Below are 24,876 nucleotides of genomic sequence, written 5' to 3'. Positions count from 1 at the left end.
GGAGATCAGGTCCGGCGATATACCGGCGGTTCTTTCGTGGAAACGTGGGCATATTCATGGCCGCGGTCGGCGTGACGTCCGTACATTTTGCGACAAACTCGCCTGTCGCTGACAAATCTCAACGACAAATATCAACTATGTTTTCACGAAACCTGATCGCTGCCGGGCGACAGATACATTGGTGTCTCAGCCAAGAACAAAAGTAATGCGGACAGGAGCGCACGCTCCGTCGCACAGGAAAAGTATTCCGGAAGGATACCGATGAGCCGCAATTTGCTTCGAGCCTCCCTGATTGCATCTGTGCTTGGCGCAGCCGGCTTGCTGGCTTGGCAAGTCCATGCCGAAACGAACCGCGTGACCTTCCCACAAAGTCTCGACGGCCTTGTCCATTACACCGGACGCGAGCGCGGAAACTCCGTCACTCACATCATGACTACTCCCGACTTGATCCAAACCGTCAAACAGGGCCAACCGGTGCCGAACGGTGCCAAATTCGTTCTGGTCGATTATCGCGACGGCGAACTCTACCGTTACTTCGTGATGGAAAAGGGTCCGAACTGGGGTGCGGAATACGACGAGTCACGGCGTACAGGTGACTGGCAGTTTCAATGGTTCTGGCCCGATGGCCGGGTCAATATGGACGAGAACACGAACCGCTGCCAGTCCTGCCATCAGGGCGCTGCAGGAAGCGATTTCCTCTTCACCGCCCGCGAAATCCAGGCGTTCGACGGGACCAATCCCGTGAACTAGGCGCGCTCCGCCATCCATCAAGTCAGGGAGCATGCCTTGAACCGAACTTTCCTTCTGCGCCTGGTATTCGATTTCGTAGCTGCGGGCCTGCTGCTTGTCGGCCTTGCCTACTACTGGCTCGACAATACCGTCCACGAGATCGTTGGGACCGGCATGTTCCTGCTGATCATCGTCCATAACCTCTTAAATCGCCGTTGGTACAAGACCCTCGCGAAGAGCCGGCATGAGGCACGCGGGCTGATCAATAGCTCCACCATTCTCCTGCTCGCAGCGGCGATGCTGGCGTTGCTGGTGACGAGCCTGATGATCTCTCGGACGGTGTTTAGCTTCCTGCCCTTCAGTGGCGGTTTCTCGACGCGTCAGATCCACATTCTGGTCGCCTGGTGGGCTTTGATCATCGTCTCGCTGCATCTCGGTATGCGTTGGTCCATGCTGATGAATGTAGCGCGAAATCTGGCAGGTATTAAACGAACCAATACTTTACGGACGATCACACTCCGTGTGATTACAGTTCTAATCGCCCTTCAAGGTATACGGAGCTGGTTTGAAATTGGGATGGGAGCAAAGCTCACCGCGAAGGTCTCGATGGAGTTTTGGGATTTCAATGAGTCAACGGCAGAATTCTTTATTCACCTGATTGCCATTGCAGGTCTGTTTATATCGATCTCACACTACTTGATGAAATTGCTGTGTCACTTTCGAGGTGCCTGATGCCAGAAAGAAACCTTTTCGAAAGACCGTGATGGCTGGGCGTGATCTTGTCCGCCCGACAGCTCAGAGGCTTTAACCCGATTTCTCGCTAACCGCGATATCACAAAGCATCGACCGTGACTTTAAATGTCAGCGAGTTCTGGCGACCGGCTGGATAACTGAGAAAATAGCCATCAAAAAAGCGCCCACTCGACAAGAATCCGTATCATTCACCGGAGGCAATGCCTCGTTCTACGATATTCCCCGACACATAAGCTATTCCATAACTATTCACTGCGGCATCGATCATGGCATGGGAGTTGTTGAATGTGATTTGGCCATCGACACGGACGCGCAGTTCCTGACCATCTTTTTCGAATTCCCGGGCCTAGGCCACCGACGGTCTCGTAGCGCATATTGATGCAACGGTGGCCCACGAGATCTTGCGCTGCAATCTGTGACATTGCGGTTGACGCAATCGCTGCCTCGACCGTGATGAAAATGTTTTCTGTCATGATGGTTTTCAGACTGGAGCTTGGCCGTTAGGAAAGCCTCCTCGCACCCAACCTGCTTCCTAGACCCGCTCGACCACCATCGCAATGCCTTGCCCGCCACCGATACACATTGTTGCCAACCCGTAGCGGCCACCGATACGTTCCAGTTCATAGCAAAGCTTGATGAGTATGATCGCTCCCGACGCTCCTACCGGATGGCCGAGAGCAACGGCGCCACCATTCGGATTGACCTTATCTTCCGGAAACTCCAATTCCGCGCTCACCGCACAGGCCTGCGCCGCAAACGCTTCGTTGGATTCGATCACATCCATATCGGCTACGGTCAGACCGGCCCGCCGCAAAGCCTGTCGGCTGGCCGGAACGGGGCCCATACCCATTACCTCAGGTGCGACGCCACCAAGTCCGGTTGCGATAATGCGGCTTAATGCCTTGACGCCATGGGCCTTAGCGACGCCCTCCTCCATAAGAACCAAAGCTGCCGCGCCATCGTTGAGACCCGATGCATTGCCCGCCGTTACGGTGCCGTCCTTGCTAAAGGCAGTGCGCAGCTTGGCCATATCCTCCAGAGAAACATTGCTGCGCACATGTTCATCCGTATCAAACAGTTTTTCTGTCCGACCTTGCTTGACGGTAATTGGCAGTATCTGGCCACTAAAGCGGCCATCTGCGATTGCTACTGCCGCACGACGGTGCGATTCAACCGCGAAAGCATCCTGCTTTGCCCGATCGATGCCAGACCGCTCGGCGATATTCTCGGCAGTCATGCCCATATGACCGTGACCGAAGGGATCGGTCAGAGCACCCACCATCATATCAATCGCGGTCACATCGCCCATCTTCTGACCGTTGCGCGCCTGCGTCAGTAAATGGCCCGAGCGGCTCATGCTTTCCGCACCGCCAGCAAGCACGATATCGGCTTTGCCAAGCTCAATCTGCTCGGCAGCGGAAACGACCGCCTGAAGGCCTGAACCGCACAGGCGGTTCAAAGTCAACGCAGGCGACGTGTGAGGAACCCCGGCACGAACCGCAACGACGCGCGAAATATACATATCCTCCGGTCTGGTGTGAATGACATTGCCGAAGACTGTCTGCTCAACCTGATCGGGCTCGATGCCAGCACGCGCGATCGCTTCGCGCGCCACTGCGGCTCCCAGTTCACACGGAGGAATACCTGCAAGAGAGCCACCAAAATCGCCGATTGGCGTGCGAACCCCAGAAGCAATAACCACTGAACGTTTCATGATGAGCTCTCTCAAACCTTGTCAGCCATTTCAGGCAAAGCCTGGAACAAATCAGCTACCAGCCCATAATCTGCCAACTGGAAGATCGGCGCTTCTTCGTCCTTGTTGATCGCCACGATCACGCGGCTATCCTTCATGCCCGCCAGATGCTGGATCGCACCGGAGATACCGACGGCGATGTAGAGATCCGGTGCGACCACCTTGCCCGTCTGGCCAACCTGCCAGTCGTTCGGTGCATACCCCGCATCGACCGCAGCACGGCTGGCGCCAACCGCCGCACCGAGCTTGTCGGCAACAGGCAAGATCACTTCCTGGAACTTTTCGGCAGAGCCGAGTGCACGACCACCCGAGATGATGATCTTGGCCGAGGTCAGTTCCGGACGATCCGAATCCGACAACGCATTGCCAACGAAGCTCGACAGCGCCGGATCGGCAGCCGCATTGACGCTTTCAACGGCAGCCGAACCGCCGTCGCCCCTGGCCTGGAACGAAGCCGTGCGCACCGTGATCACCTTCTTGGCGTCGGTGGACTGCACGGTCTGGATTGCATTGCCTGCATAGATCGGGCGCTTGAACGTATCAGCAGATACGACTTCCATGATTTCCGAAAGCTGCATCACATCGAGAAGCGCTGCCACGCGCGGCAGGATGTTCTTGGCCGAGGTCGTCGCCGGTGCGATGATCGTATCGTAATTGCCTGCCTGTTCCACGATGAGAGCTGCCGTTGGCTCGGCCAGACGGTTTTCCAGCGCATCGCTTTCAGCGAGCAGAACCTTACGCACACCTTTCAGCTTGGCGGCTGCATCGGCCGCAGCCTTCGCGCCCTTGCCTGCAACCAGAACATCCACGTCGCCGCCAATCTGGGCAGCCGCCGTCAGCGCCTTCGCCGTCTGGTCGGAAAGGGTTGCATTATCGTGTTCGGCAATAAGAAGAATAGCCATATGTCTTGTCCCTTCCGATTTCTTTAGAGTACGCCGTCGGCCTTGAGCTTCTCGACCAGTTCGGAAACGGAGCCGACCTTCACACCAGCCTTGCGGCCGCCTGGCTCTTCCGTCTTCAGGACCTTGAGACGCGGCGCAATGTCGGCGCCGAAATCAGCAGGCGACTTTTCGTCGAGCGGCTTCTTCTTGGCCTTCATGATGTTCGGCAGCGACGCATAACGCGGCTGGTTCAAACGAAGATCGACCGTGACAATCGCCGGAAGCTTCACGTCGATGGTCTGGAGACCGCCATCAACTTCACGCGTTACCTTGGCCGAACCGTCACCCAGTTCAACCTTGGATGCAAATGTCGCCTGGCTCCAGTTGAGAAGCGCCGACAACATCTGGCCGGTCTGGTTGGCATCGTCGTCAATGGCCTGCTTGCCCAGAAACACGAGGTCCGGCTTTTCCGCCTCGACCACACCCTTCAGCACCTTGGCAACGCCAAGCGGCTCGACGGTTTCATCGGTCTTAACGAGAATGGCGCGATCCGCACCCATGGCGAGTGCTGTGCGCAGCGTTTCCTGTGCCTGGGCCGGGCCAACCGAAACCGCGACGATTTCCGTGACCTTGCCAGCTTCCTTCAGACGGATCGCTTCTTCAACTGCAATCTCGTCAAAAGGGTTCATCGACATCTTCACGTTCGATAGCTCAACGCCCGAACCATCACCCTTTACACGGATCTTTACGTTGTAATCGACAACCCGTTTCACTGCGACAAGGACTTTCATTCTGTACTCCTTTGAATTTTTACTGCTCCAATTACATCGAAGCCAAACACAATTGCGGCTAACTGGATGGCTACCATCCATGCGCACATCTCGCTCTGGTCTGGCTGATGAGAACTGGGGTAAATCACATTAACGATCGATGATTTCTGCGGCTTTGGCTGCAAGTGCAAAAGGCCCTTCGCGCCAAGAATAGCCGAGCTGCATGGCGGTATCGATTGCACAGGCGTCCGAGGCAATCTCGGGCAGATGTGTCTCGCAGTAGCTTACCAGCTTGCGCAACACCGAACGCGCATAGTCCCCGACAGAACCTTGTTCGGTAAGGAGTTCCTGCAATTCCGTAGGCAATTGCACCTGGCCAATGGCGCGATAAAACAATTTGTCAGTATCGAGCACTTCAAACCGTCCATCGACCGTCTTGCGGTAGAACCCGCCACCCGCTTTGCGCCCAAACGATCCCTTTGCCAGCAACTCCATGATGAGCCGATTGTCCGGCAGATTATAGTCCTGCAAGGCATCATCTGTCGGCAGGACCTGCATTAGCCCTCCCCATATAGTTGGCACGAGATCTATGCCAATAAGATCGAGCAACCCGAAAACACCGGTCTTCGGAACACCGAGTACCGTCTGCACAGCGTCGGCGGTTTCGATATCCAGTCCAAAACGACAAGCTTCCGTGACCGACACCGCTATCCAGAAACAACCTATACGGTTGGCAATGAAGCCCGGAGTGTCATGGCAATGAATCGGGGTTTTGCCCAGCAATATTCTGGCCGCTTGATGCAACCGATCGCAAAGGTCAGGATCAGCCTGATCGTCGACAACAACTTCGAGAAGAGGCATCAGTCGTGGTGGATTGAAGAAATGCGTGATGGCAAACCGGCGTGCAAGCCCGCTTTCCATATCAGCAACCAGATCATGACGCGGGATCGTTGAGGTGTTCGAAGAAAGAATTGCTGACGGTTTCAGATGGGGTGCAATTTTCAGGAACAACTCGCGTTTAATGTCGAGTTTTTCCACCACCGCCTCAATGACCCAGTCAGCATCCTGTAACCGGGCGAGATGATCGTCAATATTGCCGGGGCGTATTCGGGCTGCAGCCTCCGGTGTCGTGAACCCGCCCAATTTAAGCTGGCGGGAAATCCCGGTTTCCGCCGGTTCGATACGGTTGACGCCACGGGCAATATCCAGCAGTTCAACGGCAATACCGGCATCGGCAAACTGCGCTGCAATACCCGCCCCCATGGCGCCGGCTCCGATGATCCCGACTTTCTTTATTCCGGTTGTCTCGGCACCCGCGACGTTTGCTATCAGATTTTGCATGACGTGATCTCAGTCCAGTCGTACATCGATGAGCACCGGCCCATCCTTGGCCAGAGCTTTAGTCAAGGCTAAATCCAGCTCGCTATTGGTGGTCACCGTCACCGCCTCGACGCCAAAGCCCCGTGCAATCGATACCCAGTCAATTTCCGGTCGGACCAAGCTCATCATGTCGAGCGCTGTCGGGCCGGGTTCGGCACCAACCTTGGCATATTCTCCGAGCAGAATGGCGTAGGATCGATTGTCGAGCAGCAATGTGGTGACGGGCAAGTTTTCGCGGGCCTGCGTCCACAATGCCTGGACCGTATAGGCGGCGGAGCCGTCAGCCTGCAAAGCGATGACCCGTCGTCCCTTGTCGCCGACCGCTTCCGCCCCGATGGCAGCGCCCGTTGCGAGCGGCAGTCCTCCCCCGATTGCACCGCCTGTCACAGTCAACCAATCACACGGAGCAGCCAATGGCATGACCGCAGCAAAACCGCCTCCTGAGGTCAGCGCCTCATTGACGATGATGCTGTTTTCCGGAATCTGACGCGCTACAATCTGGGCCAGAGTATCCGGCGTTACCGGACCATCCACCGGCACTTCGATCTCTCCATTCTGGATGGCGATGTCGCTTTCACGAGCCCCAAGCGCTGTGGCCAAAGCAGTCAACGCGCCCTTCGCGTCCTGATGAGCGGTCGTCAGAGTCAGAACCTCGGCATCGGCGCGATGCAGCAGGCTCGGCAGACCAGGATAGCGGAAGAAGCCCACTGGCGGCGGACAATTGACCAGCACGACCAGATCATAAGGATCAAGACAATGTAGCGCTTCCGTTACCACATAAGGCACGACCGGCAGCACCAGCCGCCCTTTTCCCTTCGGCATGTTGGAAATGGTTGAACTTCCCATCAATTCAGCGCCGGTTTGGTCGGCAATGCCCTTGAGTAAGGGATGCAACTCTTCGACGACAGCCGGATTACCGAGGATGATGACCGCCTTGCGGCCAGATTTCAGAGCTTCGGCTACTTGCGTCACGACTGCCGGGTCCATTGGAGATGGCCCTTCTATAGCCCCAAGTTCCGCCGTTACGCCGCCTTCGCTCCATGACACGTCTGCGGGCAAGACCAGAGACGCGATCCGGCCATAGCCAAAAGAGGCCTCTTTCAGACCAGCCATGGCGTCGGCACCGATTGATGCCGGTTTTGTGCCGAAGCGGTGCCATTCTGAACTGCCCCCTACGAGCGCTTCCACATCGGCAGTCAACGGACTGTCATGCGCAACATGATCTGTTGCATGATCGCCCACAATATTGAGCATGCCGCTGCCAGCACGACGCGCATTATGAATATTGGCAATGCCATTGGCATAACCTGGACCGCAATGCAGCAGTGTTACCGCCGGGCGCTGCGTGACGCGGAAATAGCCGTCGGCCATCCCGGTCACCACATTCTCCTGCAGACCCAGCACACACCGGATACCGGGTATCCGATCAAGCGCCGCGACAAAATGCATTTCACTCGTGCCGGGATTGGCAAAGCAGGTATCTACCTTGGCAGCAACAAGACTATGGACGAGCGCTTCCGCTCCAGTGAGATGCGGTCTGTTCATAATGTTTCCAGTCGGACTTGAGTGAACATGGCCGCCATACGCCGACGGCGGCCAACGGCTTCATTCTAACGATGTTCTATGATGAGGGCGTCCACAGCGATGGCGCTGTCGGTTCCCAGCATCAACGGATTGACGTCTAGTTCGAGCAAATTATGCCGATGATCGCCAGCATAGGCCGCAATGGCCATGACAGCATCAATAACCGGCTCCAGTTGCACCTTTGGCTTGCCGCGAAAACCGTCGAGAAGCGCAAAGCTCTTCAGTCCGCGTAGTGCATTTTCAACGTCTGCACGACTGACCGGTAACAGCAATGGTGTGGCGTCCTTCAACAGCTCGACCAGAATACCACCTGCACCGATGACGAGAACCAGCCCAAACAGCGGGTCGCGTTTGACGCCGACGATCAGTTCAGCAAGTGGGGCCGCTTGCATCGGTTCCATCAGAAATGTCGTAAGCTCGATTGAAGCATCGTGCTGTTTGACCGATGCGACCATGCGCTCGGCTGCAGCGATGGCATCGTTTCGGCTACGAATGTTGAGAGCAACACCGCCAACTTCTGTCTTATGCGCCAGCTGATCGTGCAGAACCTTCAGAACCATCGGGGTGTCGAAGGTTTCCGGCAGTTCGCGGATCGTCTCAATGGTCAAAATGTTGCCGTTCGGCACATTCAACCCATAGGAGCTCAATCGCCGCTTGGATTCCGCTTCATTCACTGTCACGCCGTTTGAAGGCAAGGCGGTGACTGCAAACGGGACTTTGGGTTCCAGGGCAGCATCGCCCTGCCGCCGGTCGCACCCAACCATTTTGCAATAATTCGCCCATTTCGCGACAACCTGCGCAGCATCATGCAGACCATTCAGAGGGACTATCCCTTGCGCGATCAGCGCTTCGGCATCTTCTGGCGGTATGCTTTCCGTATTCACCGATGCATGAAATACCGGCTTATCCGCAATCTTGCCAGCTGCAGCCAGAGCCCGGTCCATAGCCTGATGCGCGGATTTATCCTTGTAGGGCGATCCGACCGGCGGATAATCGATCACCAGCATGGCCGCATCGTAATCACCGTTCAGCATGGTGGTGAACATGGGTGTCAGCAGTTCTTCGCTGCCCCAATAGCCTGCTGTGAAATCGAGCGGATTGGACACATGACCAAAATCAGGCAATGTCGGCTTGATGATAGCTTTCTGTTGCTGACTTGGCTGTGGCAATTGCAGGCCAGCAAAGGAACAATAATCCGCAGCCAGACCGTTATCGCCGCCGGAACTGGAAAACACGGTGATGCGCTCGCCTTCAAGCGGTGCGGCAATCGAAGCAAGCTTCATCATTTCGAGGAATTGCGGGACCGTATCGGTCTCGATTACGCCGAGACGGGCAAACAATGCTTCATAATATTCATTTTGCCCGGCCAGCGAACTCGTATGGCTGGCGGCCATCACCGCACCAAGTTCTGAACGCCCGGAACGGCAGACGATGACCGGAATACGCTTTGCACGCGCCCGCAAGACGGCCTGCGAGAACGCGGCCACATCACGTATGCCTTCCATAAACAGACCCAGACAGGTCACGTTCGGGTCATCGATGAGGTAATCAATATAGTCTTCAAAGCCGAGAACGGACTGGTTGCCCGCGCTGATCAGATAGGAATAAGGCACCGAACGACCGTTGGAAACCAGATGCCCGGTGACGTTGCCACTCTGGGAAATGACCGCCGCGCCGCGACTGTTCTGCAACTTCGGATAAAGTGCTGGCCAGATCGAGCCATGATTGACGTAATTGACGAGGCCATAACAATTCGGGCCGACCACCGCCATGTCGCCTGCAGCTTCGACAAAAGCCAGATTGCGCTCAAAACCCGCCGCGCCAATTTCGGAAAAGCCGGAAGCATAGCAAACGACACCACCCGCCTTCATGGCCGACAGTTCACGCAATGCGGTGATGGTCGCATCGGCATTGACGGCCAGAAATACCGCATCAGGCGAAACAGGCAGATCGGCAATCGACGGAATGCATTTATATCCGGCGATTTCGCTGCGTTTGGGATTCACCACATAGACATCGCCAGCATAATCCTGCTGACGCAGGGTTTTCAATGTTGCCTCGACCTGACCACCACCAATGAAGGCCATGGCGCGGGGCGCAAGAAGACGCGCAAAATTCTCTCGCAGCGTAGGGCTGATACGGCCCTCCTCCACGCTCGTACTCACCTGTAGCATATTCCTCTGCCTCTTAACTTAAGGCACTGCCAGCCCAGCGGGCTCAAACTTCCACGGCAGCGCTCGTTCCAGCTTGACTGGTAAGAGGTGCAGACGTCGGGAAATTCTCCACATCGAAATTGGGCAGCAGCGGATGATCGGCGGGATTTTCGCCAAACAGATCGCACAGCCATTTGCGGATGATGATACAGCAATCCTCGGCCGAATAGGCTTCTTCCATGACCCAGCCGTGCCATAGCCCGTCCGCCAGTTGCGTAAGAGCGATGGCCGCCAGGCGGACATCAATTTCCATATTCTTTTCTGCCGCGACCTTGGCAAGCCGACGTCCGAGAAACGCGCGGTATTTGCCCCATAGTTCGCGATGTAATGCCATGATCTCTGGAACAATCCAGGCGGCACTGTTGTAGTGAATATGAACCTGTTGATATCCGCGTCCGTGGAAAAATGGCCCACAGGCAACAAAGTATAGCGTATCGAAATTCCCGGTCTTCACCGATGATACAAGGTGCCGGTAATAATCGTCCCCATTTTGAAGGTAATAGCGATGTGCTGCGGTCAGCAGATCTTCCTTGCTGTCAAAATAGTGGTTTATCAATCCACGTGAAAAACCAGATTCTTCACTGATCGTGTTGATCGTCGAATTCAGATAGCCATGTTTGACTATTGAATTCAGCGTCGCAAGGATCAGATCCTGTCGTCTGATTTCGTTGGTTTGCCTCTTTTTGACAGCTTTCCGCATTCTTTACCTTCTCGAAGGCCGATGACTAACGGCGACACTTATTATTGATACGGTCTCAACAGATCCTTTGCGATAATATCCTGATGGACCTCGGACGTACCTTCCCAGATACGTTCGATACGCGCATCTCGCCAGAAACGCTGGATGGGGAATTCTTCCATGACGCCCATGCCACCAAAGATTTGCACGGCATCATCCGCAACCCGGAACACCATTTCCGAGCACCAGTAATTCACCATTGACGCTTCAGTGCGGTTCATCGTCTGATTCTCAATTTTCCACGCGGCTTCTTTCACCATAAGATCACCGAGCTTTATATCAACCGCCATATTGGCAACCTTGAAACCGACCCCCTGGAATTCACCAATTGTTTTGCCAAACGCCTTGCGGGTTCCGGCCCACTCCTTGGTCATTTCGAAGATGCGTTCAGACCGACCGACACAATGGGCGGCCAAAGCAACCCGGCCATCGTAGAGCCACTCATTGGCAGTATCGAAGCCCTTGCCCTCTTCGCCCAGAATATCATCGCTATGAACACGAACATCTTCGAGATAGACCATCGTCGGATTATAGCCGCGGGTGACGATCGACTTCATCGGCTCTACACGCAATCCCGGCAGAGTTTTGTCGAGGAGAAAGGCCGTAAAACGCTTGCGTGGTCCGCGTGGTGTTTCATCCACGCCGGTAACGGCAATGAGAACGATGAAATCTGCGATATCGGCGTGAGAGATAAACTGTTTCACCCCGTTGATAACCCAGTGATCCCCATCGCGCACGGCCTTGGTCGTGATGCCGCGAGCGTCAGACCCCGCACCGGGTTCCGTGAGCGCGAAGGCATCCTTACGTTCGCCTCGGATAGCTGGCTTCAGATATTTTTCAATCTGGTCGCCCTTGCATTTGAAGAGGATGCCGGTAACGCCACGGTTCATGCACATGGTAAGCGCGGCGCTCGATTTACCAAGCACGCGTTCAGCCTGCATCTTGGTCTGCTTGTCGAGACCCGGGCCACCCCATTCTTCCGGCAGATTCATCCCGGCGAAGCCCGCCTGGATCGATTTTTGCTGAATTTCCTGTTTGATTTCTTCAGGAACGTAGCGAAGTTCCTCAACGAGATTCTCGTGCGGATAAAGTTCGCGCTTGCAGAACTCTTCCAGTGAATCGATGAGCGCCTGTTGTTCGAAACTTAATGCAAAATCCATGGTGTTCCCCCTTTACGCGCCGATGAAATTCGGTGCGCGGCGCTCATTGGCAGCAGCCAGGCCTTCTTTATGATCTTGGGTCTGTGCGCAGACCTTGCCCGCCGCTACTTCTTCCAGCTGCTGATCGGATAGGCTGCGCGTATGAGCGCTGTTCAGCAATTTCTTGGTCTGCGCGATGGCGACAGTCGGCCCGCTTGCCAATTGCCGGGCGAAGGCCAGCGTGTCCTGCCACAGATTGTCAGAGCTGCTGACGTGGCTGACGAGCCGATTTTGAAGCGCAATCTGGGCGGTCCATAATTCACCCGTATAAGCAAAACGCTTTGCCGCCTCGAGACCAATCACGCGCGGCATCAACCAGGTTCCGCCGCAGTCCGGGTTGTAGCCGACATTGGTATAGGAACAGATGAACTTGGCCTTTTCCGATGCGTAGCGAAAATCGCACGCCAAAGCCATATCAAGACCGGCACCAACGGCTGCACCGTCGATCATGGCGATAACGGGCTTGGGCATTTCATGGACTTGCTGGACCAGTCGCAGCGACTCCTCGACCCAGTTCATGTCCGGCCAATCCGTTCTGCCCGCCGCCCATTCCTTCACGTCCGCACCGGCTGAAAAGGCGCCACCGCGTCCGGCCAGAATAAGGGTGCGGAGCGTTTGGTCAGCCGCCGCTTCCTTTAGTGCCTTGCGCAGTTCTATGGTGATCCCCATACCGAGCGCATTGCGCGCCTCCGGCCGGTTGAGCGCAATTACGCCCACCGCGTCATGACGTTCAATTTCCAGAAATTTGTACATAGCTCTCCCTTTCTGCCCAGCCACAAGGGTTGGGCAGTCTCAATTGTCATTCAGTTATTGGTTCAGCGTCCGCGCCAGCGCGGCGGTCGTTTTTCGAGGAAGGCTTTTTGGCCTTCGATCATATCCTCCGAGGACAACATGGCGGCAAAGGTGGACAGCTCCGGATTATCGCCAGCTCGCAATCTCATGGCGTCGCGGTCTGACATGCCATCCACGGCACGCAACGCTTCTTTCAACGCCTGTTGCGCCAGCGGTGCAGATGCCGCAATTTTCCGGGCTATTTCCAATGCCATCGGCATAAGATTTTCTCGTGACGCGGTGCGATAAACCAAACCCCAACGCTGCGCTTCCTGCGCGCTCATGGGTTCGCCGGTCCAGATCATCCCGGTTGCCACATAATAGGGAATACGGCGAGGCAGACGTTGCAGTCCCCCGCCATCGGGCAGCAGTCCCCGCTCAAGCTCGGGCAGCTGGATGAAGGCGTCATCCGCCATCAACAGAATATCGCAAGCCAACGATATTTCGAGACCACCGCCAATGGCCGGGGCGTTGATAGCAGCGATCAGCGGCTTTCTGAGTGACCACAGAGTCGTTATACCGCCGAAACCACCCTCTTTTGCGCCTTCGGTGCTTGCACCACTGTTCTGATCCGTTCCTTCCTTGAAATCATAACCAGCTGAAAAAGCACGCTCTGACCCGCTGGACAGAATACCGACGCGCAGATCGGGATCACCTTGCAAATAGAGCGCTGCCTTCTCCAGATTGCGACTTAGACTGCGGCAGATTGCATTGACCTTTGGCTTGACCATACGGATCTCAAGTACGGATCCGTGTCTCTCAAGGTGGACAAAGCCATCCATTTCTCGGTTAAGTTCTGCAATCATATCAACCACCGTTCTTTGCTGCCCGCTGGCTGTAAATGTGCAGCAAAAGCGGTGGTAGCGATGTGACAATCAGCATGAGTGTTGAAACCGCCGCCAATGTAGGATCGAGATCATCGCGCAGCGTGGAGAAGGTAACGCGCGGCAATGTCGACATGGGCCCCGATGCCACCATCAGCGAAATAATCAATTCGTCGAAAGAGATCAGGAATGACAACAGCATCGAGGTTGCGACCGAGAGCTTGAGCTGAGGCAAAGTCACAGTCAGAAAGGCTTTCAGCCGATTGGCACCGAGACTGCGTGCTACCATTTCCTGCGATGAGTCATAACTGCTGAAACCGGCCAGCATGGTCAGGATTACGAATGGCATTGCAACCACGGAATGGCCGAGGATCATGCCCCAAATGGTGTTCAGCAACATTCCGATCTTTGCATAGACAAAGAAAATGCCGACAGCGATCAGGATCGAAGGCACTGCCAGCGGCGCAACCAGCACCGTCTTCAAAAGACCCTGAACGGCGATGCGTCCCTGATTAAGAGCGTAGGATGCCGCCACGCCGGTGACAGTCGCAACGATCATGGTCCCAAATGCGACCCGCAGCGACACCCAGAGCGAGCTGATCCACTTTTCCTGACCGAAAAATGAAGCATACCAGCGTGTGGACCAGCCTGCTGGCGGGAAAACCAGTGATGTCGTTGAGCTGAACGAGACCGGAATGACGACCAGGGTGGGAACGATCAGGAAAAACAGCACCAGTCCGACGAGAATGTAGAGCCAGAGACGTGCACGGTGAGAAACGTGAGCTTCCATCATACCACCTATCGATCCGACGACAGCCGGCGCACCAGCACCAGACTGATCCACAAGCAAAGAGCCGTCATTGCCAGCAGCAACACCGCAAGCGCAGCCGCAGGACCCCATGTCGGGTAAAGCGAAATCATCTCCTCAATGCGCTGCGCAATCATCTTTACCTTGCCACCGCCAAGCAATGCGGGCGTGATGTAAAAGCCGAGGCACATGACGAACACCATTATGGCGCCAGCGACCAATCCGGGCATCGAAAGCGGAAGGAAGATGCGCAGGAACGCGTGCGTTGGCGACGACCCCACATTGGCGGCAGCACGCATCAGATTGGCGTCGATAGCCTTCATCGATGCATAAAGTGGCAGCACCAGAAACGGGATCATGATATGCACCATACCGATGACAACGCCGGTGGTATTGTTGACCAATGCCAGCGGCTGGTTGATCAGACCAAGGCCCTGCAATGACTTGTTGACCACGCCGTTGCGCTGCAAAATGATCAGCCACGAAAAGGTGCGCACCAACCCGGAAGTCCAGAAGGGCACCAGCACTGCCAGCATCAGTAGCCCCGCCCATTTTGGCGACAGGATCGACATCAGATAGGCAACCGGATAGCCGAGCAGCAGGCAAATAACGGTGACGATGAGCGCGATCTTGAACGTATTCAGAAACATCTCGATGTAGACAGGTTCCGAAAAGAACAATCGGAAATTTCCGAGACCATATTCTCCATTGATGTCGACAAAAGACATCGACAGCAACCACAACAGCGGCGCCACCATCAAGATGCCAACAATAGCGAGTGCAGGGATGGTGAGGCGCACCATCGACCAGCTTTCGTATTTTTTTTCGCGGTTCAGCGCACGGCGGTTTTCATCCAGTTCGGCTTGCGTCACTGGTTTGGGGGCTGCAACAGGAAATGAGACAACAGCTTTTGTCATCATCAAGCCTCCGCGCGCACAAGCCGCGCGTCCGCCCGTTCCAGACGTAGCGCCACGCGTTCACCAACCTTTGGCACTGCCCGCAGATTTTCCGAGCGGTTGGCAATGCGTGTGAATACCTTATGGCCACCATCCAGCATGACCTCGAAAAGCAGGCATTCACCCTGGTAGATGGCCGTGACGACCTGACCCGAAAACAGGTTTGCTCCCGAAGCGTGCGCCGCCGCTTCGTCTGTGGCAAAGCGCAGGCGCTCGGGGCGCATGCTCAGCAACATGTTGTCGTGCAGTTCGCCAACATCATCCGACAAATTCACGCCCTGGTCGCCATAGCTGACACCAGCGTTAGTGCGCCGGAGCGGCAGAAAACTGGTTTCACCAATGAATTCAGCAACAAACCGGCTTTCCGGGTGTTCATAAAGATCGGTCGGCGACGCGATCTGGGCCAGTTTGCCCTTCGAAAATACGGCAATCCGGTCCGACATTGTGAGCGCTTCACGCTGATCATGCGTAACAGAAATGGTCGTCATGTCCAGCCGGTCATGCAGTTTGCGGATTTCGATCTGCATCGTTTCCCGCAGTTGCTTGTCGAGCGCGGACAAGGGTTCATCCATCAGCAGAATGCGCGGTTCGAACACGATGGCGCGCGCCAGCGCTATACGCTGGCGTTGTCCCCCAGACAGTTCGGTGATCTTACGCTCGCCATAGCCACCGAGTTGCACCAGATCGAGTACTTTCTTGACCCGTTCCTCGATTTCGGCACGACCGATCTTACGCAAACGCAGCGGATAAGCGACATTCTCGAATACCGACATATGCGGGAACAAGGCATAGTTCTGAAAAACCATGCCGATATTGCGCTTATGGGGCGGAAGATGCACGATTTCCTGTGTGCCAATCTTGATCGAACCATCCGTCGGACGGGAAAAGCCCGCGATCATCATCAGAAGGCTTGTTTTTCCTGACCCGGAGGGGCCGAGCAATGTGAGAAATTCACCGGCCTTAATCGCCAGCGATACGTCGTCAACTGCCCGGACCGTGCCGTAATGTTTGGACAGTGCTTGGATCGTAACCGGCAAAGCCGTCGTCGAGGAGTGTTTCATCTCTGCTTTCCATCAGCGCACAACAGGACACCGCAGCATTGTCAGCTACAGACTGTAATCTTGGGCTCCAAGAAGAAAATTCCGGGTTGGAGGCCGAAGCCTCCAACCTTCTAGAACCAGCTATTGCATCATAGCCTTGTCCCACATGGTCTGCGCCTTTTCGTGATTTTCGGCCCAGTACGGCATGTTGGTGATGAGCTGCTTCTTGAGATTCTCGGTGCTCGTGACAATGCTCGCCGCCTTGTCGGCGGGTACAAGCCCTTGTTTGAAGGCGTCCTGGTTCATCGGCCCATAGGCGATATAATTTGGCAGGTTCGCCTGATATTTTGGGTCGAGCAGATGGTTGACCAGGCGCATTGCACCTTCCGGATTGGGTGAATTTTTGGGAATGACCAGGCATTCCACATCCATCACCGCGTCATCAAGCTTATAGGTATATGGTGCGCCTTCCTTGATGGCGGCATCTATACGGGCTGCCCAGATCGATAACATATCGACTTCTTCAGACGTTGCGAGCTGGGTCGCCTGCGCGCCCGTGGCCCACTGAACACTGATATTCGGTTTCAGCGTAGACCATTTGGCCATCGCCCTCTCCATATCAATGGGATAAATCTTGTCCTTGGCCACGCCATCGGCCATCAGGGCAATTTCCATATTTGTCGCTGGCGAATTCCCTGAGATAGCGCGGCTGCCGGGGAACTTTTCCGTATCGAAAAAGTCGGCCCAGTTTTGTGGCCCTTTGTCACCATAAACGTTTTTGTTATAGGCAAGGACCGACGTATAGGCGGTGAACCCTACCCAATATTTTGAGCGCAGGTGTTCCGGGATTCCAGCCGCATTGGGAATTTTTGAATAATCGAGCGGAACCAGAAGCTCCTCTTTACCGGCCAGATCACACAGACCACCATAGAGTTCTGCCACATCGATATCGACCGCATTTGCACGCACCTTGGTACGGATATCGCGGATACCACCAGCCAGTACATAATCGACAACGGTCATGCCATGGTCTTGGGGTAAGTGGTCAAGAATGGCCTTTCGCACGCCTTCCTGATAGACGCCGCCGTACGACGCATAACTGACTTTTTCTTCAGCTACAGCCGACCCGGCTGCCATGGCAAGCACTGCGCCCAGTATGAATGTCTTTTTCATTGTTCCTCCTCCCTATGCGGCCCACTAGCCGCGTTTTTTTGCATGCAACAACCGGCAAAGGCACTTCCTCCAAAGCACCTTATTCGGCATTCCGCTGACAAAAGTCAGTTGGAAAATGCGTGTAACCCCCTTGTCATGGCAAGGCGGCAATCACTGACAATACGCTCGATAAGCTCCTGACAGCTCGGAATATCCTTGATCAACCCAAGCGCCTGACTTGCCCATACCAGACCGCTATCCAGTTCGCCAGTTGTCAGCGCGTGACGACCTCGCTCTCCGGAAACCAGCGGTCGAACATCTGTAAACTCCGCACCGCCCAGCCGACCTTCGATAGCGACGACTTCATCGGAGATTGCATTCTTCAAAACACGACCGGTGTTTCTGAACGTTCGAAAGATCAAATTGGTGTCGCGCTCACCGGCTTTGACCAGCGCCTGTTTGATGTTCTCATGAATGGGAGCTTCTTTGGTGGCACAAAAGCGCGTCCCCATGTTCACGCCCTCGGCACCGAGCATAAAAGCTGCTGCCATGCCTTCGCCGGTGCCGATGCCGCCCGAGGCGATCAATGGAATTTTGACCTGCGCCGCTGCAGCGGCAAAAAGGACCAGACCACCAACATCATCCTCACCCGGATGCCCCGCCGCTTCAAATCCATCGATGGAAATAGCGTCGACACCAGCCCGTTCCGCTGACAGCGCATGACGTACAGCCGTACATTTGTGAACGACAACCGCACCAGCCGCCTTTATTTTCTCGATGAACTCTTTTGGACTGCGTCCCGCCGTCTCTATCACCTTCACACCCGACTGTAGCGCCGCATCAAGATATTCTTCATAAGGTGGAGGCGCTGTCGTGGGGAGTATCGTGAGATTGACCCCAAATGGTTTATCGGTCATCTGCCGGCAGCGAGCGATCTCTTCACTTAGCGCTTTGGGACTAGGTTGCGTCAGTGCTGTCAAGATTCCAAGGCCGCCCGCATTCGATACAGCTGATGCAAGTTCGGCACGACCAACCCATTGCATTCCGCCTTGAATGATCGGGTATTTCGTTTTCAATAGCTCGGTTACTCGGGTCTTCACGCCCCACTCCCTGCTGCAATCAAACCTGATGATTAGATACTGAAATTCGCAGCGGATGAAGTCAAACAAAAAATTTGCTGAACGTCCAACTTTTTATTAACATGCAGATATAACACGATGATTTTCGTCGGAGCCCCATTAAGAGGGCCAATTGGAGGGGGAACACCATGAAACCGCGAAAGATCACGCCATATCAAGGACGTAGTCTAAATCACCGCCCAGTATCGTCGAATTCACCACCCCCCGAGCAGCACGCAGGAGCCCCGAATCCCGTGTCGCCGACGGCTGGTCTGATAGTTCGGGCGTGGCCTCCAGAGCGGCAACCTGTCGCGGTCATGGCGCGTCCACATGTATGATGTACCGACCGCGACAACCCTTCCCCATCTTGAGCACTGTCCTTGCGAGTATTTTCAGGTCGCGACTGACCTTGAGGGGGCCGCATGATCCCACTGCGTTTCCTTGGCGCTGCCGTTCTCTGCACAAGCAGTCTTGCTTTTACCCTGAATGATACGACGACCAAGTTTCTCATCAGCGACTATGATGTGTCATCGATCATTTTGATCCGCAGCCTGATGGCATTGCCGATTCTTTACCTGTTTCATGTGCGGACAACCGGGCGAAGCAAAATATGGTCGGCCAGAATTGGGCTCCATGCGCTGCGGGGAGCCTTTGGCTTGATTGCCGCCTATTTATACATCGCTTCCCTGAAAACTCTGACTGTGGCTGAGGCTACAGTCATTCTCTTTATGACACCCGTCATTATCACCGCGATGTCCCGTTTTCTGCTCAAAGAGAGTGTCAGCTTCCGCACATGGTTGTCGATCTGTTTCTGTTTCCTTGGCGTGGTTGTGGCGATCAATCCACGGGCATCCAACTTCAATTACGCTATGGGGCTAGCTGGTACATCGAGCGTGTTTTACGCCATCAATGCGATCAGTTCGCGTTGGATTCCGTCCGAAGATAACCTGTGGACGATCTCGTTTTTTGGCGCGTTTTTTTCGGCGCTATTTGTCGCCCCGTTCGCCATTGAGCATTGGCGTGGACTGCAAGTCCTACACCTTGCCCAGTTTGGGTCTGCGGCGGCATTCTCCAGCATGGGCATAGGTTTAAGCGCCATTGCCTACCGCATGACGTCACCTGCCCTCCTCGCCCCCTTCGGTTATTCGGGGCTGATCTGGTCGATTACGGTCACCTGGCTTTTCTGGGGCATTCATCCGAGTCTCAATGCCATTCTCGGCACGCTCATCATTCTGGGCAGCGTCACATTGACCATCAAAACCAGCCGCATCGATCCGCAACCCAATCCGCAGAACTGTATCAAGGGACCCACAAATGACGACCCCAATCCTTGTCGATATGAATAAAGAAACCGGCATCAGCACCATCACATTCAACCGCCCGGAAAAATACAACGCTATCGATGAGGCGATGGCAGCAGCCTTTCATGAGGCCGCGCAAGCCATAGCATCGGACAAGGGCATACGTTGCGTCGTTCTCAAAGGCGCGGGCAAAGCATTTATGGCAGGTGGAGATGTCGCGGCTTTTGCAGCCGACCCTGATCGGGCTGATCTTGTCTTGCAGCGCATATTGCGCCACATGCACCCAGCTTTGTTAATCCTGCAGCAATTGCCGGTGCCTGTCATCGCGGCAATACACGGACCGGCAGCTGGCGCCGGATTGAGCATGGTTCTGTCGGCAGACTATGCCATCTGTAGTCAATCAGCAGAGTTCATTCTTGCTTATGATCGACTGGCGACGGTGCCCGATTGCGGCGGCACCTGGTATCTTCGGCAAAAGCTGGGGCCGCGTGCTGCTTTTGCCCTTATGCTCAAGGGTGGCAAACTCAGTGCCAGTCAGGCCAGAGAAATCGGGATCGTCAACGACGTGGTTGAGGAGAGCAGTTACCAGGAACAGCTTTCTGCCCTGATACAAAAAATTGCCTCTGGTCCAACACGAGCCTTTGGACTGTTCAAGCAATTGCTGGCCGCAGATCTTTCATTGGCGGCTCAACTTGAGGCAGAAAAGGCAGCCTTCATGGAAGCCACTTATACGCATGATTTCCGGGCCGCCATCCACAACTTCCCGAACAAGCAACCGGTTCAATTTCTCGGATACTGAAACGAGATCGTCTCCGACGGGAGCCGTTGTATTCAACGTCACCCTGCAAAACCAAACAATTACCAGAGAGGGAAATATCGTGCTCCAATCCGACCAGAACACCAATGACATCGTAAAGACTGACATTTATATCGATGGCGCTTGGGTCGAACCTTTCGGAACCGACACCATTGCCGTCGTCAACCCCGCCAATGAGCAGCCTTATGCAACCATTTCGGCAGGCTCAACTCAGGATGTTGATCGAGCGGTCACAGCTGCCCGTAGGGCATTCTCTTCCTGGAGCGAAACCCCGGTTAAGGAGCGCGCCCGCTTCTTGCGCAAGATAGCAGAAATATATGAGGCGCGTCTCGAAGATATGGCCAAAACCATTTCGCTTGAAATGGGCGCGCCTATCACCATGGCCCGCGATCAACAGGCCGCTGCAGGCTTGTATCACATCAACGCTTTCATCCAGGCGCTGGAAAACTTCGAATTCGAAGAAAGACGAACAGATAATTCCGGCGAGATCATCGTGCGTGAACCAATCGGCGTCTGCGGTCTGATTACCCCATGGAATTGGCCGATGAACCAGATCGCTTTGAAAGTTATTCCTGCGATCGCAGTCGGCTGCACGGTAGTTTTGAAACCCTCTGAAATAGCGCCCATGTCAGCGATGCTCTTTGCCGAAATTCTGCATGAAGCGGAGCTTCCAAAAGGCGTATTCAACCTTGTCAACGGCGAAGGGTTGGTCGTGGGCGAAGCCATGTCGCGCCACGCAGACATTGACATGATGTCTTTCACTGGCTCAACCCGTGCGGGCACAGCAGTCGCACGCGGGGCCGCAGATACGGTCAAGCGTGTATCACTCGAGCTCGGAGGAAAATCACCCAATCTGATTTTCGCCGACAGCGAAATAGAAAGCGCGGTGGAGCGAGCCATCACAGAATGCTTCAACAATACCGGTCAATCGTGCAATGCACCTACCCGGTTGTTGGTAGAGAATACGGTTTACAATCAAGTTGTTCAGCTCGCCGCTAAAGCCGTCAATCAGACCCGGGTCGGTGATCCCTCTCGGGGAGGAGATCATCTTGGGCCGCTGTCATCGAAAGCTCATTTTGACAAAGTTCAAGGTCTGATCCAGACAGGAATCAATGAAGGTGCACGTCTGGTAGCAGGTGGCCTCGGTCATCCGGACGGGCTCGACGCGGGTAACTTCGTGCGCCCAACCATATTTGCTGATGTCCGGAACGATATGACGATTGCGCGCGAAGAGATATTTGGTCCCGTACTCGTCATCATCCCATTTGCCGACGAAGAGGACGCCATCGCTATCGCAAATGACACCCCTTACGGTTTATCCGCTTATGTTCAAACCGGATCGGCTGAACGCGCCGAACGCGTCGCGCGAAAGCTTCGCGCCGGCATGGTGCATATCAACGGCTCTTCGCTCGGTTCCGGCAGTCCGTTCGGTGGTTACAAGCAATCCGGCAACGGCCGTGAAGGCGGAAAATGGGGACTTGAAGACTTTACGGAAGTTAAGGTAATCACCGGCTGAACGGATGCTACAAACCCCAAGCGCGGCGAGCCAATGTATGTTTATCGGTCGCCAGCTCGAGCCATAATTCACGAAAAGTAGAATTTAACGGTTCATGCATCGTTGCCGCGCTCCTATACCATCAAGACGAAATGAAAGCACCAATGCTCTCGTTCAGAGCCATTCCATAGTAGAGCACAGGAAGCTGATCTGATTGCCAGTCTAAAACATATGTCCCTCAATGAATTAGCGTGTGAAATGTCCCTTATTGAGCTAATTAGCTTTATTCCATTGAATCTTGAGTGCACGAATTACACCCAATTCTCACGGAGGCAGCGAAAAATGGTGGCTTACCCTGCCTCCAGATTCGTCACGCAGATGCAACCGCCGACAAAGCAGAGGTCAGCCATCTTCCCCATTGAGCAACATCATCCAGAGTTTCTATGAGGTCGTGACGGACTTCGATTAAAAAGCCGGGTAACCCTCTGCTATCAGCATGGGTCGGTACTGTGTAATCTTCGTCTGGATGGATATTATACGGTTCATTATCTCCAATAATCAAACCTGTTTCCTTCTCCAAGGCAGCGATCAAAGCACGGCCAAAGACTTTGGCTTCCCCATATAGAACGCCTGCATGCCATGGCCTTACCGTTCCGCTATAAACGGGTGTAAAACTATGCACACCGACGATGATTGTGGGTTGGCTCTGTTTCGTCCGCCAATCCAGCCTGCGCCTGACGGCATCGGCAAAAGGGCGAAACAAAGTGTTGATCCGTTGCTGGCGCTCGACCTCACTTAGCCCACGGTTTCCAGGGACAGGCGTAGCCTCGCTGATTTCGGGAATGGCGGAGGCCACATGTAGCGGCCGATTGCAGTCTATGACCAGACGCGAGTAATTCGTCATAAACAGCGGTGCATCGAGTGCGGCACTCAGTTGCTGGGACAGGGCACTCACGCCGATATCCCATGCGATGTGTCGCTGCCTTTCCTCATGCGACACGCCCAGATCGCCAAGCGCGCGTGGTATGCGGTTGGATGCATGTTCGCACAGAAGCAAAAAAGGCGATGCCCCATCGGGGTTGACAACCGCGTATGGCGGCGGCTCGTCTATCGCCAGTAACGGTTTGGCTGGGTCATGACGCGCCGCCACAGCCGAAAATCTCGTTTCGTCTTTCATAGCTTGTCCCGTATCAATAGACAGCTGCATAGCGGCTACAAAGTTCATCAGGCGTATGCCCGGAAACGATGCTGATCTCTTTCCGTTTCATTGCCAGGTAACAATCAATGAAATCCTTTGAGAACCACCCCATTACGGTCGTGTCTTGTTGAAGTGCCTCGAGCGCCTCTTCAAGGCTAGCAGGAAGCCTCCGGATGCCCAGTCGCTCGCGTTCCGCATCGGTCATATCGGCCGGGTCGGAATTGGTGAGCAGGGGCTGTTCAAGCTCGGCGCGGATACCCTCAAGGCCTGCCCGTAACAGAACCGCGAGTGACAGATGCGGACTCGCGCATCCGTCTGCGGCTCGAAACTCCATATTGAACTGCCGTGCCGGATTGCTTCCCGGTAGATCGAGGGTCGGACAAATCCGCAGCGTCGCCTCCCGGTTCTTTTCGCCGAGGCAGGTGTAAGCCGCACTCCAATGATGCGGCACAAGCCGCAGATAAGACAATACCGACGGTGCCGTAAAGGCCACGAGTGCGGGCAGATGCTTGATAACGCCAGCAGCAAAAGATCCGGCTATTTTCGAAAGCCTGCCGGGGCGATCAGGATCAAAAGTTACGGGATTGCCATCAAGATCGGTGAAGCTGACATGGAGATGGACACCATTGCCGACCCCATCTGCCGAAATCTTCGGAGCAAAACTAGCATGCCAGCCGAAACTGGCCGCTACTTCCCGTGTCACCGCACGAATTGTGGCCCCACGATCCGCCGCAACAAGAACGGGCGCGGGTCGGCATGTAATTTCGAATTGATCCTTGCCATATTCTGGCAGGAACATTTCCGGTTCGGCACCAGCCTCTTCCAGTGCGCTCATCAACAGGGAAGGAAACGTGCCCGTGCGACGTTGCGCACGCAAACCAAAGGCTGGCGCGTCCGGCCAATCTGCACCGATGATCTGAAATTCCTGTTCGACCGCGCTCACAACACGAAGGCTGGCTTCACGTTCGTACGCCTCAATCGTCTCCTTGAGGAAAGTACGCACGCAACAATCCCATGGTGAACCGTCGAGATGCGTAATATCGGCATGGTAAAAATGCAGCGGTGTTTCGTCTGGAAGGCAAGAAACACGGACGCGGCTCTCTGCATCCGGCATCAGACGCAGGTCTCCTTTCGAGCCCCAGGGATTGTCTCCGGCAATTTCGTCGAATGGTGTCAATGCCAAGTTGGCTGGCACCCAGCCCACACCCTTGCGCAAGTAACTGTCGAGTTCGCTCACTGCAAAGCTGCGTCCACGTGTAATGCCACAAAGATCAGTCGTGACGATGGTAGCAAGCTCCATGAGGCTCGCATCGGCTTTCGTGCTATTATCCATCT

At 55.0% G+C, this 24,876-nt stretch carries 22 protein-coding genes; 5 read left to right on the top strand and 17 right to left on the bottom strand.

Annotated features, from left to right (window positions below):
- Positions 1-261: 261 nt before the first annotated feature.
- On the top strand, positions 262-750 hold the full coding sequence (locus CES86_RS02490) for a cytochrome P460 family protein (RefSeq protein ID WP_094513517.1): 489 nt from the start codon (positions 262-264) through the stop codon (positions 748-750).
- Between the two features lie 36 nt (positions 751-786).
- A complete protein-coding gene (locus CES86_RS02485) occupies positions 787-1,461 on the top strand; it encodes a DUF4405 domain-containing protein (protein ID WP_094513516.1) in 675 nt (224 codons plus the stop codon).
- A 553-nt stretch (positions 1,462-2,014) separates the two neighbouring features.
- Here the strand turns inward: CES86_RS02485 and bktB are convergent.
- The 15 genes from bktB to CES86_RS02410 form a co-directional block, all read right to left on the bottom strand.
- Positions 2,015-3,196: a beta-ketothiolase BktB gene (bktB, locus tag CES86_RS02480; RefSeq protein ID WP_094513515.1), complete on the bottom strand. Its 1,182-nt coding sequence runs from the start codon at positions 3,194-3,196 to the stop codon at positions 2,015-2,017.
- Between the two features lie 11 nt (positions 3,197-3,207).
- Positions 3,208-4,137 (bottom strand): electron transfer flavoprotein subunit alpha/FixB family protein, encoded by a 930-nt coding sequence (locus CES86_RS02475; RefSeq protein WP_094513514.1) that lies wholly within the window; start codon positions 4,135-4,137, stop codon positions 3,208-3,210.
- A 23-nt stretch (positions 4,138-4,160) separates the two neighbouring features.
- A complete protein-coding gene (locus CES86_RS02470; protein ID WP_094513513.1) occupies positions 4,161-4,907 on the bottom strand; it encodes an electron transfer flavoprotein subunit beta/FixA family protein in 747 nt (248 codons plus the stop codon).
- 129 nt (positions 4,908-5,036) lie between these two features.
- Complete coding sequence (locus CES86_RS02465) at positions 5,037-6,227, bottom strand: 3-hydroxyacyl-CoA dehydrogenase family protein (RefSeq protein ID WP_094513511.1); 1,191 nt, start codon at positions 6,225-6,227, stop codon at positions 5,037-5,039.
- A gap of 9 nt (positions 6,228-6,236) precedes the next feature.
- On the bottom strand, positions 6,237-7,811 hold the full coding sequence (locus CES86_RS02460; RefSeq protein ID WP_094513510.1) for an acetolactate synthase large subunit: 1,575 nt from the start codon (positions 7,809-7,811) through the stop codon (positions 6,237-6,239).
- A 65-nt stretch (positions 7,812-7,876) separates the two neighbouring features.
- Positions 7,877-10,024, bottom strand: coding sequence for an acetate--CoA ligase family protein (locus tag CES86_RS02455; RefSeq protein WP_094513509.1), 2,148 nt, complete (start codon positions 10,022-10,024; stop codon positions 7,877-7,879).
- A gap of 43 nt (positions 10,025-10,067) precedes the next feature.
- Positions 10,068-10,763 (bottom strand): TetR/AcrR family transcriptional regulator, encoded by a 696-nt coding sequence (locus CES86_RS02450; RefSeq protein ID WP_006188557.1) that lies wholly within the window; start codon positions 10,761-10,763, stop codon positions 10,068-10,070.
- Positions 10,764-10,804: 41 nt separating this feature from the next.
- Positions 10,805-11,962: an acyl-CoA dehydrogenase family protein gene (locus CES86_RS02445; RefSeq protein ID WP_006188555.1), complete on the bottom strand. Its 1,158-nt coding sequence runs from the start codon at positions 11,960-11,962 to the stop codon at positions 10,805-10,807.
- Positions 11,963-11,974: 12 nt separating this feature from the next.
- Entirely contained in the window at positions 11,975-12,754 is a 780-nt protein-coding gene (locus CES86_RS02440; RefSeq protein ID WP_094513508.1) for an enoyl-CoA hydratase/isomerase family protein, read from the bottom strand.
- 62 nt (positions 12,755-12,816) lie between these two features.
- Positions 12,817-13,614, bottom strand: a complete 798-nt coding sequence (locus CES86_RS02435; RefSeq protein ID WP_268876086.1) for an enoyl-CoA hydratase-related protein — start codon at positions 13,612-13,614, stop codon at positions 12,817-12,819.
- Positions 13,615-13,639: 25 nt separating this feature from the next.
- Positions 13,640-14,449, bottom strand: a complete 810-nt coding sequence (locus tag CES86_RS02430) for an ABC transporter permease (RefSeq protein ID WP_235819868.1) — start codon at positions 14,447-14,449, stop codon at positions 13,640-13,642.
- Between the two features lie 5 nt (positions 14,450-14,454).
- Positions 14,455-15,384 carry an ABC transporter permease gene (locus CES86_RS02425; protein ID WP_094513505.1) on the bottom strand — a complete coding sequence of 310 codons (930 nt, stop codon included), beginning with the start codon at positions 15,382-15,384 and terminating at the stop codon, positions 14,455-14,457.
- Entirely contained in the window at positions 15,384-16,481 is a 1,098-nt protein-coding gene (locus CES86_RS02420) for an ABC transporter ATP-binding protein (protein ID WP_094513504.1), read from the bottom strand. The genes CES86_RS02425 and CES86_RS02420 overlap by 1 nt, the downstream gene beginning before the upstream one ends.
- A 120-nt stretch (positions 16,482-16,601) precedes the next feature.
- Positions 16,602-17,633, bottom strand: a complete 1,032-nt coding sequence (locus CES86_RS02415) for an ABC transporter substrate-binding protein (RefSeq protein ID WP_094513503.1) — start codon at positions 17,631-17,633, stop codon at positions 16,602-16,604.
- A gap of 104 nt (positions 17,634-17,737) precedes the next feature.
- The gene (locus CES86_RS02410) at positions 17,738-18,712 is read right to left on the bottom strand and encodes an NAD(P)H-dependent flavin oxidoreductase (protein ID WP_094513501.1); all 975 of its coding nucleotides are present in this window, start codon (positions 18,710-18,712) and stop codon (positions 17,738-17,740) included.
- A gap of 440 nt (positions 18,713-19,152) precedes the next feature.
- On the opposite strand from CES86_RS02410, the gene CES86_RS02405 reads away from it, so the two are divergent.
- The 3 genes from CES86_RS02405 (at position 19,153) to CES86_RS02390 (ending at position 22,364) form a co-directional block, all read left to right on the top strand.
- Entirely contained in the window at positions 19,153-20,076 is a 924-nt protein-coding gene (locus CES86_RS02405; protein WP_235819867.1) for a DMT family transporter, read from the top strand.
- Positions 20,045-20,830 (top strand): enoyl-CoA hydratase/isomerase family protein, encoded by a 786-nt coding sequence (locus CES86_RS02395; protein WP_094513499.1) that lies wholly within the window; start codon positions 20,045-20,047, stop codon positions 20,828-20,830. The genes CES86_RS02405 and CES86_RS02395 overlap by 32 nt, the downstream gene beginning before the upstream one ends.
- Before the next feature lie 79 nt (positions 20,831-20,909).
- Positions 20,910-22,364, top strand: coding sequence for an aldehyde dehydrogenase family protein (locus tag CES86_RS02390; RefSeq protein WP_094513497.1), 1,455 nt, complete (start codon positions 20,910-20,912; stop codon positions 22,362-22,364).
- Between the two features lie 349 nt (positions 22,365-22,713).
- Here CES86_RS02390 and CES86_RS02385 read toward each other — a convergent pair whose 3' ends face one another.
- Both CES86_RS02385 and CES86_RS02380 read right to left on the bottom strand, forming a co-directional pair.
- Positions 22,714-23,568 carry an N-formylglutamate amidohydrolase gene (locus CES86_RS02385; protein ID WP_235819866.1) on the bottom strand — a complete coding sequence of 285 codons (855 nt, stop codon included), beginning with the start codon at positions 23,566-23,568 and terminating at the stop codon, positions 22,714-22,716.
- Positions 23,534-24,874 (bottom strand): glutamine synthetase family protein, encoded by a 1,341-nt coding sequence (locus tag CES86_RS02380; protein WP_094513496.1) that lies wholly within the window; start codon positions 24,872-24,874, stop codon positions 23,534-23,536. Before CES86_RS02380 ends, CES86_RS02385 begins: the two co-directional genes overlap by 35 nt.
- Positions 24,875-24,876 lie beyond the last annotated feature (2 nt).

The organism is Brucella lupini, assembly GCF_002252535.1.
GTDB classification, from domain to species: Bacteria; Pseudomonadota; Alphaproteobacteria; order Rhizobiales; family Rhizobiaceae; genus Brucella; species Brucella anthropi.
Note: the sequence above shows the minus strand (reverse complement) of the source record. Positions and strands in the feature narration are given on the sequence as shown.

Bases quoted from the DNA above. Each gene is read 5' to 3' on its own strand.
- CES86_RS02470 (WP_094513513.1), bottom strand. From the start codon at position 4,907: ATGAAAGTCCTTGTCGCAGTGAAACGGGTTGTCGATTACAACGTAAAG.
- CES86_RS02380 (WP_094513496.1), bottom strand. From the start codon at position 24,874: ATGGATAATAGCACGAAAGCCGATGCGAGCCTCATGGAGCTTGCTACC.
- CES86_RS02405 (WP_235819867.1), top strand. From the start codon at position 19,153: ATGATCCCACTGCGTTTCCTTGGCGCTGCCGTTCTCTGCACAAGCAGT.
- CES86_RS02465 (WP_094513511.1), bottom strand. From the start codon at position 6,227: ATGCAAAATCTGATAGCAAACGTCGCGGGTGCCGAGACAACCGGAATA.
- CES86_RS02490 (WP_094513517.1), top strand. From the start codon at position 262: ATGAGCCGCAATTTGCTTCGAGCCTCCCTGATTGCATCTGTGCTTGGC.
- CES86_RS02460 (WP_094513510.1), bottom strand. From the start codon at position 7,811: ATGAACAGACCGCATCTCACTGGAGCGGAAGCGCTCGTCCATAGTCTT.
- CES86_RS02430 (WP_235819868.1), bottom strand. From the start codon at position 14,449: ATGATGGAAGCTCACGTTTCTCACCGTGCACGTCTCTGGCTCTACATT.
- CES86_RS02450 (WP_006188557.1), bottom strand. From the start codon at position 10,763: ATGCGGAAAGCTGTCAAAAAGAGGCAAACCAACGAAATCAGACGACAG.
- CES86_RS02475 (WP_094513514.1), bottom strand. From the start codon at position 4,137: ATGGCTATTCTTCTTATTGCCGAACACGATAATGCAACCCTTTCCGAC.
- CES86_RS02435 (WP_268876086.1), bottom strand. From the start codon at position 13,614: ATGGATGGCTTTGTCCACCTTGAGAGACACGGATCCGTACTTGAGATC.
- CES86_RS02395 (WP_094513499.1), top strand. From the start codon at position 20,045: ATGACGACCCCAATCCTTGTCGATATGAATAAAGAAACCGGCATCAGC.
- CES86_RS02445 (WP_006188555.1), bottom strand. From the start codon at position 11,962: ATGGATTTTGCATTAAGTTTCGAACAACAGGCGCTCATCGATTCACTG.
- CES86_RS02385 (WP_235819866.1), bottom strand. From the start codon at position 23,568: ATGAACTTTGTAGCCGCTATGCAGCTGTCTATTGATACGGGACAAGCT.
- CES86_RS02440 (WP_094513508.1), bottom strand. From the start codon at position 12,754: ATGTACAAATTTCTGGAAATTGAACGTCATGACGCGGTGGGCGTAATT.
- bktB (WP_094513515.1), bottom strand. From the start codon at position 3,196: ATGAAACGTTCAGTGGTTATTGCTTCTGGGGTTCGCACGCCAATCGGC.
- CES86_RS02425 (WP_094513505.1), bottom strand. From the start codon at position 15,384: ATGATGACAAAAGCTGTTGTCTCATTTCCTGTTGCAGCCCCCAAACCA.
- CES86_RS02420 (WP_094513504.1), bottom strand. From the start codon at position 16,481: ATGAAACACTCCTCGACGACGGCTTTGCCGGTTACGATCCAAGCACTG.
- CES86_RS02455 (WP_094513509.1), bottom strand. From the start codon at position 10,024: ATGCTACAGGTGAGTACGAGCGTGGAGGAGGGCCGTATCAGCCCTACG.
- CES86_RS02415 (WP_094513503.1), bottom strand. From the start codon at position 17,633: ATGAAAAAGACATTCATACTGGGCGCAGTGCTTGCCATGGCAGCCGGG.